The 11,951-nt window shown below is 69.5% G+C and carries 7 protein-coding genes and 3 pseudogenes; 9 read left to right on the top strand and 1 reads right to left on the bottom strand.

What is annotated here, in order from left to right; all coding sequences use genetic code 11:
• Positions 1–124, top strand: a pseudogene (locus ACTWQJ_RS34125) (LysR family transcriptional regulator); the annotation flags it as partial.
• 3 nt (positions 125–127) lie between these two features.
• Here the strand turns inward: ACTWQJ_RS34125 and ACTWQJ_RS34130 are convergent.
• The gene (locus ACTWQJ_RS34130) at positions 128–508 is read right to left on the bottom strand and encodes a WhiB family transcriptional regulator (protein WP_443310347.1); all 381 of its coding nucleotides are present in this window, start codon (positions 506–508) and stop codon (positions 128–130) included.
• Positions 509–996: 488 nt separating this feature from the next.
• Here ACTWQJ_RS34130 and ACTWQJ_RS34135 point away from each other — a divergent pair, with 488 nt between their 5' ends.
• From ACTWQJ_RS34135 to ACTWQJ_RS34170, 8 genes and pseudogenes are all read left to right on the top strand, one after another.
• Positions 997–1,752: an HAD family hydrolase gene (locus tag ACTWQJ_RS34135; RefSeq protein WP_443310348.1), complete on the top strand. Its 756-nt coding sequence runs from the start codon at positions 997–999 to the stop codon at positions 1,750–1,752.
• Complete coding sequence (locus ACTWQJ_RS34140) at positions 1,749–4,136, top strand: glycoside hydrolase family 65 protein (RefSeq protein ID WP_443310349.1); 2,388 nt, start codon at positions 1,749–1,751, stop codon at positions 4,134–4,136. Before ACTWQJ_RS34135 ends, ACTWQJ_RS34140 begins: the two co-directional genes overlap by 4 nt.
• A gap of 968 nt (positions 4,137–5,104) precedes the next feature.
• On the top strand, positions 5,105–5,245 hold the full coding sequence (locus tag ACTWQJ_RS34145; RefSeq protein WP_443310350.1) for a hypothetical protein: 141 nt from the start codon (positions 5,105–5,107) through the stop codon (positions 5,243–5,245).
• A gap of 215 nt (positions 5,246–5,460) precedes the next feature.
• Positions 5,461–6,243, top strand: a complete 783-nt coding sequence (locus ACTWQJ_RS34150) for a TetR/AcrR family transcriptional regulator (protein ID WP_443310351.1) — start codon at positions 5,461–5,463, stop codon at positions 6,241–6,243.
• Positions 6,244–6,570: 327 nt separating this feature from the next.
• Entirely contained in the window at positions 6,571–8,421 is a 1,851-nt protein-coding gene (locus ACTWQJ_RS34155) for a BTAD domain-containing putative transcriptional regulator (RefSeq protein ID WP_443310352.1), read from the top strand.
• 348 nt (positions 8,422–8,769) lie between these two features.
• Positions 8,770–9,769, top strand: a pseudogene (locus tag ACTWQJ_RS34160) (IS256 family transposase); the annotation flags it as partial.
• A 94-nt stretch (positions 9,770–9,863) separates the two neighbouring features.
• Positions 9,864–11,513, top strand: coding sequence for an IS1182 family transposase (locus ACTWQJ_RS34165; RefSeq protein ID WP_443310353.1), 1,650 nt, complete (start codon positions 9,864–9,866; stop codon positions 11,511–11,513).
• A 20-nt stretch (positions 11,514–11,533) separates the two neighbouring features.
• Positions 11,534–11,779 (top strand): annotated as a pseudogene (locus tag ACTWQJ_RS34170) (transposase); the annotation flags it as partial.
• Positions 11,780–11,951: the final 172 nt, after the last annotated feature.

The raw sequence follows: 11,951 nt of genomic DNA on the forward strand, positions 1-11,951 counted from the left end.
GCGGTGGGTGCGGATGCTGGCGCTGGAGCCGTCCGTGCACCGGGAGATAGTCGCCCTCACGCTGCCCGCCTTCGCCCAGGTGGCGACGCTGGACCAGCTCGCACGGGCGGCTCGGCGTCAGTGAACTTCATGGGCACGTGTGCGTGCGTGTGCCCGGAAGTCTAGAAGAAACGTTCCTTCGAGTGTTCGAGGCAGTGTCACCGACGGACGTCGAGGCCGACACCAACCGGTTGTGTGCCCGGCCTATGAGTTCCTCGCGCTCGCCCTCGGTCAAGCCGCCCCACACGCCGTACGGCTCGCGCACGGTCAGCGCGTGCGCTGCGCACTCAACACGGACCGGGCACCTCATACAGACCTCCTTGGCCGAGTTCTCTCGAGCGCTCCGAGCCACCCCGCGCTCACCCTCCGGGTGGAAGAAGATCGAACTGTCGACTCCGCGGCAGGCGGCCCCCAGCTGCCAGTCCCACAGGTCCGCGTTCGGTCCCGGGAGGCGGGAGAAATCTGCCATACGTGACCCCCTGTAGCCGTTCTGGGCGGATACGGTGCCAACGACCTGCTGCTCGCCCGGTGTCCCGTCGGCCCGGGAGCGCAGCGCCCAACCCGTACCCGTGCGGCATCTACGTCAGCGCCGTTTCACAGCGTGTTCTTACCGCCCGGTCTCCGTCTGGGTCGCCCAGAGCGCGGACGACACAGCCGGGGCGGTGTTCCGCGCTGCTGCCGGACGTCGTGTGGGCCACAGACCGGGCGCACGGCCACGGCGCAGCCACTGCATCGGGGTAGAAGGGACGGGAGCGTCAACACGTCTACCGCTCGTCTACCCCGAGTCGATCAGGCGGGCGCGGGCAGGGGCGGGACACCGGGCAACTGCCAGCAGGCTGAGCTGACGGCGTCGGCCCCGTGGACCCGGCGTCTATTGGATGTCTACCGGCCTTCCACAGTGCCGGTGGGGCGGGCAAGACTGGCCGCCCCACCGGCACTTGCAAGGGAGACGACCCTGTGGCGCTTGGCCTGCCTGCCGTAATACGGGCCTGTCTTTTCGACCTCGACGGCGTCATCACCGACACAGCCTCCGTCCACGCCGCCGCGTGGAAAGAGGCGTTCGACGCGTTCTTGCAACAGCGCGAGGGCAACGGGTTCCGCCCGTTTGCTGCGGACACGGACTACCGCGAGTTCGTCGACGGCCGGCCGAGAGCCGACGGCGTGCGCTGCTTCCTGTCCTCGCGTGGCATCGAATTGCGCGACGGCAGCCCCGACGACCCCCCGGGCCTGGACACCGTGCACGCTCTGGGCCGCTGGAAGAGCGGCCTGTTCGAGGCCAGGATCCACTCGCAGGGAGCCGAGGTGTTCCGGGACACCATGGCCTACCTCATGGCGGTCCGTGACCAGGGGCTGCTCACAGCTGTCGTCACATCCAGCGCCAACTGCCGCGAGATCCTGAGGACGGCGCGTGTGGAGACGCTCTTCGACGCCTGGATCGACGGTGTCGTCGCAGCGAGTCGGGGCCTGCGGGGCAAGCCCCACCCCGACACGTTCCTGGCAGCAGCCCGCGATCTGGGTCAGCACCCTTCCCAGTGCGCGGTCTTCGAGGATGCACAGGCAGGCATGGACGCCGGACGGTCAGGGCACTTCGGGTGGGTGGTCGGCGTCGACCGGACAGGCCAGGCAGACGCGTTGTACGCGCATGGCGCCGACGCGGTCGTCAAGGACCTGAGAGACCTTGCCGGCACTCCCGATCGGCGGCCCCGGGCATGATCAGCCATCCGTCCTATGCCATCGAGCCGTGGGTACTGCGGGAGACCGCGCTGGACCTCGGCATGCTCGGCCAGAGCGAGTCCATCTTCGCACTGTCGAACGGGCACATCGGCTGGCGCGGCAACCTGGAGGAGGGGGAGCCCCACGGGCTGCCCGGCACCTACCTCAATGGCGTCCACGAACTGCACGCTCTGCCGTACGCGGAAGCGGGCTACGGGTATCCCGAATCGGGCCAGACGATAGTCAACGTCACCAATGGCAAGATCGTCCGGCTGCTCGTGGACGACGAGCCCTTCGACCTGCGCTACGGCCGGCTGCACTCCCACGAGAGGGTGCTGGACCTCCGCTCCGGGCTGCTGCACCGCACCTGCGAGTGGACCTCGCCGGCCGGCCGCCGGGTCAGGGTGCGGTCCTCCCGCCTGGTGTCTCTGGCACAGCGGTCCGTCGCCGCGATCGTCTACGAGGTGGAGCCGCTGGAGTGCGACGTCCGCGTCGTGGTGCAGTCCGAACTGGTCGCGAACGAGGAGCTGCCGCAGTCCGGGGGCGACCCCCGTACCGCCAAGGCGCTGCAGTCGCCACTCAAATCCCTGGAGCATGCGGCGGAGGGCAGCAGGCTGAGGCTGCTCCACCGCACCCGCCGAAGCGGCCTCCGGGTGGCGGCAGCGGCCAGCCACGCGGTGAGTGGCCCGGAAGGCACCCGGCTCCGCAGCGAGAGCAGCGAGGACGTCGCCCGGCTGACGGCGACGTCGGCGCTCAGAGCGGGGCAGCGGCTCAGGCTGGAGAAGTTGGTCGCCTACGGCTGGTCGGGCACCCGAACGCTGCCGGGCCTGCGCGATCAGGTCGACGCCGCCCTTGCCGGGGCCGACAGCGCAGGGTGGCGGGGACTGGCAGCCGAGCAGCGCCGGTACCTCGACGGCTTCTGGGCCCGTGCTGACGTCGAGGTCGACGGGGACGAGGAGATCCAGCAGGCGGTCCGCTTCGCGGCGTTCCACGTGCTGCAAGCGGGTGCCCGCGCGGAGGAGCGCGCCCTGCCTGCCAAAGGGCTGACCGGCTCGGGGTACGACGGTCACACATTCTGGGACACCGAGAGCTTCGTGCTGCCGATGCTGACCTACACCGAGCCCTCGGCCGTGCGTGCGGCCCTGATGTGGCGCCGGTCGACCCTCCCGGCCGCCCGGGAGCGAGCAGCCCAACTCAGGTTGCGGGGCGCCGCGTTCCCGTGGCGGACGATCGAGGGTGCCGAGTGCTCGGCCTACTGGCCGGCCGGCAGCGCCGCCTTCCACGTGAACGCCGACATCGCGGACGCGGTCGTACGCTACGTGTCTGCCACCGGCGACGAGGACTTCGACCGGGACTGCGGGCTGGAACTGCTCGTGGAGACGGCGCGCATGTGGAGGTCCCTGGGGCACCACGACCGCCGTGGGCGGTTCCACATCGACGGCGTCACCGGGCCGGACGAGTACACCGCGGTCAAGAACGACAACACGTACACCAACCTGATGGCGGCTGCGAACCTGACGGCGGCTGCGGACGCCGTCGCCCGGCACCCGGACCGCGCCGCCCGGCTCGGGGTGGACGACGAGGAGGCCGCCGCCTGGCGGGACGCTGCGGACGCCGTGCACGTGCCGTACAGCCGCGAACTGCGCGTCCACGAGCAGCACGAGGGCTTCACGCGCCTCGAGCCCTGGGACTTCGCCGGTACCGCCCCCGACCAGTACCCGCTACTGCTGCACTTCCCCTACTACGACCTCTACCGCAAGCAGGTGGTCAAGCAGGCGGACCTCGTCTTGGCGATGTACACACGCGGGGAGTTCTTCGACGCTGAGCAAAAGGCCCGGAACTTCGCCTACTACGAGCCGCTCACGGTGCGCGACTCCTCCCTGTCGGCCTGCTGCCAGGCCGTCATGGCTGCAGAGGTCGGCCACCTGGGCCTCGCCTACCAGTACCTGCACGAAGCGGCCCTCATGGACCTGGAGGACCTGGCGAAGAACACGCACGACGGACTCCACATGGCCTCCCTCGCGGGGACGTGGATGGCACTGGTCGCCGGGTTCGGCGGCATGCGGCCCCGAGGCGACTCTCTCGGCTTCGCGCCCAGGCTGCCGGAGGCGATCAGTCGGCTGGCGTTCAGGCTGGAGGTCAGGAGCCGCCGGCTCCGGGTCGAGATCGAGCACTCCCGCGTCACCTACACACTCCTGGACGGAGCGCCGCTAGAGCTGTGGCATTTCGACGAGCCGGTCACCATATCCACCGACGCGCCGCGAAGCCTTCGCCTCGAGCGCCAGCCGCACCGGCCTCCGCCCGTCCAGCCGCCTGGGCGGGAGCCCCGCAGCCATGACAGGAGCGTTGACGCGGCTCATTCCGATGGAGCCCCAGCCGCCTGAAGACCGCGATCGACCGGGCGCCGCGGGAGCGCCTCAGGCCTGCGGAGCATTCCGGCAGGAGGGGACGCGACGGTGACCGGCCACCGGCCGAGTCGACAGGCCGAGTCGGCCATGTCCAGGGAAGCGGGCCCAGGCGAGGGCCCCGCCCGCACGGACGACGGAGAGGCAGCCGCAGCCAGTGCGGGCCCCGATGACGCGACTACAGGCGCACGGCCGCGCAGAGACGGGGACCGGCAAGGTCTTCGTACGCCCTCCAACCGGCCCATCGGCCTGTCATGGGCAGCGCACTGCTCTCGCCGCAAACCCCGGCCCGAAGGCGTCGGTCATCCATGGCGTAGGCGTCGGCGGTGGGCACGCCCCGGATATCGCAGAGCCGCCTGGCCCTTACTTCGGCGACGTCGGGCAGCGCACCGCGGTGGGCCTGGTGCTGACTGCACGGGTCACACCCGCCGCACCACCACATCCGCCGCGGTAAACGGTCCACCTGGTCTTCAGGGGCGTCACTGGCTAGACGCGGTGCCTCACGGAGGACACCGGCCTGCTCCTGTACGGCCAGTTCTCTTTCGTGGAATCCATCGGCTGCGGCCATGACGCTCCTTGGCCCAGAGGCCGCGACGCGCGTGCGCCGGGCGGGTCGATTCCGTCAGACGGGCATGGCCCCGCCGTCGGCGTCGACGACGGGGCCTGTACACACAGCTGGTGTCGTCGGAGGTGAGGTAGAGGATCGTGGCAGCGATCTGCTCTGGCTGGGCCACGAAGCCCGCCGGAGTCTGGGAGGCCGGATGGTCGAGCCCGGCCCGCTCCCCAGGGGCGGGGGAGCGGGCCGGCGCGATAGCGGCGACGCCCTCGGAGCGAGTCGCCGGATAGGCCTCCGTTGGTCGGCGGCGCCTCGCTGTGCAGGGGAGGCCGGCCGTGGCACAGCGAGGCGGCGACGCTCGTCGCAGCCGTGCATACAGCCAACCACCGCCGTGTGGACGGACCGTCTACCTCGTATCGACGCCTGCAAGGCGGCCGCCTGCCCGGGCCCGCTCACGGGCGTCGCGCACGGCGGCGGACAGGTCGGCGATGTGCTCGAAGCGTTCGGCGTCCAGTCCGCCTCCGTCGCGTAGCGGCTGAGGTCGTCCGGCTGCGGGGAGCCCTGGTGGGTGAGGAGCGGCCCTGCACAGCGGTTGCTTCTGCCGCTTCAGCGGCGATCTGTGCGTGCATGTGGACGTCCGTGAGAGGGAGGGAGGCGGCGCCAGACGTAGCGCACGTCGTCGAGTGCTCCCAGCAGCCCGTGGATGACGGGCTCGGCCTGGCCGCAGTACCTGCACTCGTAGTCGCCGTGCTCGAGTACCTCACCGTCGCCGAGCGCGGCTCCCGCACGTGGAGACAGAAAAGGACCTTGAAGTCCATTCTGAATCCTGCTACCGTTCGCACCGGTAACCTGGCCAATGTGGCGGAACAGGCGCGCGACAAAAACGACTCCCGGCTGACTGAGCGCGGGCGGGTGACTCGAGAGCGCATTTTGAGGGCCGCTGCCGACATGATGTACGTCAAGGGTGTGTCTTCCACGACCCTCGACGAGGTCAGGGCGGCCAGCGGAACGAGTAAATCTCAGCTCTACCGCCACTACCCCGACAAGGATGCGCTGGTGCGGGACGTTGTCGCGTTGCAGGCTGCTGAAGTGCTCGAACGCCACCACCAGCTGCTGCGGCGGCTCAACTCTTTCCGCGGGCTGGAGCGCTGGCGGGATGCGCTGATCGAGCGCAGCGCGCTCCGAAACGGGGCGTACGGCTGCCAGCTCGGCTCCCTTGCGAGCGAGCTGGCCGATCAGGACGAAGAGGCGCGCAGGGCGATCGCCCGGTACTTCGACACCTGGGAGGGGCTGCTCGAGGCCGGGCTCGAGCGGATGAAGGACTCGGGGGTCCTCAGCGCCGACGCGGACGCCGGAGAGCTTGCCACCGGCCTCATGGCCGCCCTTCAAGGCGGCTACCTCCTTGCGCAGACGGCCCAGGACGTCAAACCTATGAGGATCGCCCTCGACATGGCGATCGGCCACGTCAAGGCCTATGCCGTGCCCGCCGAGGACGGCAATCCGCCTGAGGGGGGCGCGGGAGGGCGCTAAGCCGTCCGGGGTGAGACGGCGCCGAGAGGCCCCGGCGCGACGCCACGGGCGGCTGCGTCGCGGTCTCCGAACCGGCTGGACTTCATCGCCCTCCCGGCAGGTGGCGGGGCGTGACGGCGGGAAGACACGTTCGTCCGCACGCCCGTACCCGCATGAGGCCCCAGCTGTAAACGGAAAACGGCGACCCCTGTGCGAAAGGGAGGTCCGCTAGCCGAGAGGGACTATTTAGTCCAGAAAATTGGGCCGATCTGCGGTATGTTTGGGGAAAGCGGTCCCCTGCGGACAGCCAAGCAACCAGCCTCACGGATCCCCAGGGCGGTAGGCACTATGCACCCAGGCGTCCAGTTCTCAGTGCTCGGCCCAGTCCGGCTCCACAAGCAGGGGGTCGAGGCCGGAGCTGGTCAACCGAGGCAGTGCGCTGTGCTCGCTTCGCTGTTGCTCAGGGCGGGCAAGCCCGTAAGCCTCTCGAAACTGGTAGAGGACGTGTGGGGCGACGAGGCGCCACCGTCGGCCGTAGGCTCCGTGCGCACCTACGTCTACAGGCTCAGACAGGCACTGGGGGAGCAGAGCGACAGCTCCGTGCGCCTGGTCGACGGGGGCTACCTGCTGCACATCCAACCGGACGCTCTGGACCTGAACAGGTTCAAGGAGACAGCGGCAAGGGCGAGGGAGGCGCGCAGCACCGGCGACCTGGCGTCCGCGACGAGCCTGCTGACCGAGGGCCTCGAGATGTGGAAGGGGGTGGCCCTCGCCGGGGTGCCGGGGCCGTTCGCGGGCCAGCAGCGCAGTGTCCTCGGCGAGCTGCGCCTCGCCTGTGCCGAGGAGCAGCTCGCCTGCGAAGTGGAGAGAGGGCGCTACGCTGAGGCCGCCGCAGAACCGTCCGCCCTGCTTGTCGAGCACCCCCTTCGAGAGCGCGTATGCGGCCTCCTCATGACCGCGCTCTACGGTGCTGGCCGGCAGTCCGAGGCCCTGACCATCTACCACACGACCAGTCACTTGCTGCGTCAACGCCTTGGCGTCAGCCCGTCGCCGGAATTGCAGCAAGTCCACGAGCGCATCCTCTCCGGGCGATTCCAGCTCCCGCAAAGCGCCGACCGCCCGAAGGGCGCGACACAGACGCCCGCGCCTCACGCCCCGGCCCAGCTCCCAGCCGCCCTGCCGAGCCTGGTCGGCCGCGAGAGAGAGCAGGAGCAGGTCGAGCGCTTGGTCGCCGATGCGGAGGCGTCGTCCTCTGTGGCCATCTGCACGGTCGGCGGACTGGCCGGCGTTGGCAAGACAGCTTTCGCCACCGCCGTCGCCCACCGTTTGGCTGACCGTTTCCCGGACGGCCAGCTTTTTGTAGACCTTCAGGGAGCCGGACCTGAGGCCGAGCCGCGGGACCCCGCGCACGTGCTCGAGGACTTCCTACAGTCCTTGGGGGTCCGCCCCGCGGACATACCGGAGACCGCGCAGGCGCGGGGGCTCATGTTCCGCGGCTTGCTGGCCAACCGCCGAGTGCTCGTCGTGCTCGACAACGCATGGAACACGGACCAGCTGAAGCACCTCCTCCCCGGAGGCCCCGGCTCCATGGCCCTTGTCACCAGCCGCATGCAACTGCACGCGCTCGTCGCCACCTACCAGGCACGCCCCCTGACACTGATGCCTCTGAGCGAGACTGACGCACGCAGCCTCCTCGCGCGCCGACTCGGCGCAGCGAGGACAGCCGCTGAACCAGAGGCCGTCGACCGCATAATCCGGCTGGCCGGGCAGCTCCCCTTGGCCCTGGCCAACGTCGCCGCCCGTGCGGCCTATCGACCGCAGTTGCGCCTGGCGAGCCTGGCCGACGAGTACGAGGCGCCGGAGCACAGCACCCTGGACGCCTTCGCGAGCGACGAGGATCAGGCGCTCGACGTCCGCGCGTCCATCACCCGCTCGTACCGCCTGCTCGACACGGAGACGGCCGCACTCTTCCGCGACCTGAGCGCCTGCCCGGACCCCATGTTCGCGGCATCGCAGGTCGCGGACCTGGCCGGACGGCCCGAGTGCCGGGTCCGCCAGGTCCTGTCGCGCCTCACTCGAGCGCACCTCGTCTCGGAGATCGGTCCGGGTCGGTACAGCTGGAACCGGCTCGTGGCCGCGTACGCGGCGGAGCAGGCGAGGCAGGAGCTCCTCGACCAGGGCAAACCGGCCCGTTGGTAGGGCGAGCAGGGTCCGACATCCATGTCGTTGTCACAGGCACCCTGCGGAGACGATGCCACGACCAGTAGCCGAGACCGAGCAGTTCCCGAAGAGGAGGCATGCCCTACCGGGTGGCGCCGTCATACGAGACACCCGTAGGGGAAACGCGCTGCCGATCCTCGAGGCATCCGGTGCGACACCCTTTCCACCGTCCTGCCGGCACCAGAGCGGCGCGAGGTTGCGTCCACGGAAGCGGTGTATGGGTTCGACCTGATCCGGGGGTTTGCTCCGGCGTCGGAATGATGCCCCCATAGACGAACGGCCACCGGCTGATCTTCGAGGTGTCGAAGCCCGAAGGAGATCAGCACGATGACCGCACCCGATAGTCTGCCCCTGCACGCCCTCACGGAAGACAACCTCGCAACGGCGAGTCCCGATCTGCTGCGCGCGATGATCAAGACGTTCGCCGACGCACTCATGTCCGCCGAGGCCGACGCCCTCTGCAACGCCGAATACGGGCAGGTCAGCGACGAGCGAGTCAACCACCGCAACGGCTACCGCCCACGCGAGTGGGACACCCGGGCCGGCACCGTCGAACTCGCCGTCCCCAAGCTCAGGACCGGCAGCTACTTTCCGCACTGGCTGCTGGAGCGCCGTCGGCGGGCCGAACAGGCCCTCATCTCGGTGGTCGCCACCGCCTGTCTGCTCGGCGTCTCCACCCGCCGGGTCGAGAAGCTCGCCGAGTCCCTCGGAGTGACCCAGCTGTCGAAGTCCCAGGTCAGCGCGATGGCCAAGCATCTGGACGAGCAGGTCACCGCGTTCCGCAACCGGCCGCTGGACGCCGGCCCCTATGCGTTCGTCTGGGTGGACGCGCTCACGCAGAAGGTCCGCGAGGGCGGCCGCATCGTCAACGTCCACGCGCTGATCGCGGTCGGCGTCAATGCCGACGGTCACCGCGAGATCCTCGGCCTGGACGTGGCCACCGCCGAGGACGGCACCGGCTGGCTGGCCTTCCTGCGCTCGCTCGTCGCCCGCGGCCTGTCCGACGTCCAACTGGTCATCTCCGACGCGCACATGGGCCTGATCAAGGCGATCGGCGCCACCCTGCCCGGGGGCAGGCTGGCAGCGCCGTCGCACCCACTACGCCCGCGCACTGCTGAGCCAAGTGCCCAAGTCGGCCCAGCCGTGGGTGGCCACGCTGCTGCGGACCATCTTCGAACAGCCCGACGCCGACGCCGTCCAGGCTCAGATGAGACACGTCCTCGACGCCCTGGAGGCGAAGTTCCCCAAGGCCGCCGAGCATCTCGACGCCGCGCAGGCCGACGCGCTGGCGTTCACCGCGTTCCCACGCGAGATCTGGTGGCAGATCTGACCCTGTTGGCGAATTCACCGGATTGCCAGGAACGGGTGATGGGAGCCTGGTGGCGGTACTGCGCGGGGATGGCATGTCTGGGGTGAGCTTCATGTCCCTGCGTCCTGGACTCGATCACGTGATCCCTGCCGAGACGGTCCGGGTCGCGTGGGCGGCGTTCCCGAAGGGGACGTTATGCATCCGGATCCGCGATGCGCTCGGGCCGCTGTTCGCCAATGACCACTTTCAGGATCTGTTTCCGGTTCGAGGTCGGCCCGCGCTGCCGCCATGGCGGTTGGCGCTGGTCAGCGTGTTGCAGTTCGCGGAAGGACTGTCCGATCGCCAGGCGGCGGACGCAGTGCGGGCGAGGATCGACTGGAAATACGCACTCAGCCTGCCGCTGGAGGATGCGGGGTTCGACTTCTCCGTGCTCAGCGAGTTCCGCTCGCGACTGCTGAAGGGCCCGCAGAGTCTGATCCTGGATCTGGTGCTGGAGCGTCTGTCCCAGGCCGGACTGCTCGCGGCCGGCGGGCGGCAGCGCACGGACTCCGCCCATGTCCTGGCGGCCGTCCGGACCCTCAATCGCCTGGAATTGGTGATCGAGGCGATGCGGGCCGCCTTGGAGGTCCTGGCCACCGCCGTCCCCGACTGGCTCACCACCCACCTGATGCCGGCCTGGCCGGAACGCTATGGGCGTCGGGCAGAGGAGTACCGACTGCCCATGGAGGACGCCGAGCGGCTGACGCTCAGCGAGACGGTCGGTGCGGACGGCGCCGACCTGCTGGCTCTCGTCGAGGGTGCCGGTTCCCCGTCCTGGCTGCGCGAGCTGCCGGCGATTCAGTCCCTGCGCCGCATCTGGGACCAGCACTATGACCGCGATGCCACTGGCCGACTGCGCTGGCGCACCGCCCGGGAGCTGCCGTCGGCCGGGCGGTGCGCCAGCCCCTATGATCCGGACGCCCGCTACGGCATCAAGCGCAATGTCGGCTGGACCGGATACAAGGCCCACCTCACCGAGACCTGCGAGCCGAACGCCCCGCACCTCATCGTGAATGTCGCCACCGACAGCGCCGGTGCCGCGGACAACACGGCTCTGCAAGCCGTTCATGCCACCCTGGCCACTCGTGACCTACTGCCCGATAGGCACTTGGTCGACTCCGCCTATACGGGCGCTGACCTGCTGGCGACCACACAAGCCGAGTGCGGGATCGAGCTGTTCGGGCCCATGCGGCCCGACTCCAGCTGGCAGGCGAAGGCCCAAAACGGCTTCGCCATCGACGGATTCCAGATCGACTGGGACGACCGAGTGGTGCACTGTCCCCGCGGGAAGACATCGATCCACTGGTCACCCTGGCGGACCAAGGCCGGAGAGGAGGCGATCCACGTGGAGTTCTCCAAGACGGACTGCACCCCGTGTCCCTCCCGGCCCCAGTGCACCCGCGCGAAGCGCGAGCCGCGCCAACTCACCCTGCACCAGCGGGAGATCCATGAGGCCCTGCATGGCGTCCGGGCCGCTCAGGAGACCACCGAGTGGAAAGAGCAGTACGCCATGCGCGCGGGCATCGAAGGAACCCTCTCCCAAGCAGTACGGGCCTTCGGCCTGCGCAGATGCCGATACCGAGGCACGGACAAGACGAATCTGCAGCACGTCCTCACCGCGGCCGCGATCAACATCGTCCGTGCTGACGCCTGGCTGATCGGCACCCCTCACGCCCGCACCCGCACCTCTCGCATCGCCGCACTCCAGACCGCCGCGGCCTGAGCCGAATTCGCCAACAGGGTCAGATCTGGTCCAACAACCCACAGGAACGGCTGAACAAGGAGATCCGGCGCCGCACCGATGTGGTCGGCATCTTCCCCGACCGCACCGCCGTGATCCGGCTCGTCGGCGCGGTCCTGGCCGAGCAGAACGACGAGTGGACCGAGGCCCGCCGCTACATGGGCCGCGAACTCCTCGCCAAGGCCCGCCTCCACCCGATCGAGTCACAAACCGACGAGACCGTCCTGCCCACCGAACTCACCGCATAGCCTCAGAACGAGATCACCGAGTGGCCGTCGATACACCACTCCAGCTCAATGTCATGCTCGGTAGTAGTTCCGCGGGTTCGCTCGACCACTCGGTGCCCCGTTTCCGGTGGCCAGGTCCCATTGTGCGGCCCGCGGGACGCCCGTGGGCCGGCGGCAGTGGCTTGATAGGAGC

Origin of the sequence: Streptomyces sp. KR55 (assembly GCF_052245645.1) — a bacterium.
Lineage (GTDB): Bacteria > Actinomycetota > Actinomycetes > Streptomycetales > Streptomycetaceae > Streptomyces > Streptomyces flavusporus.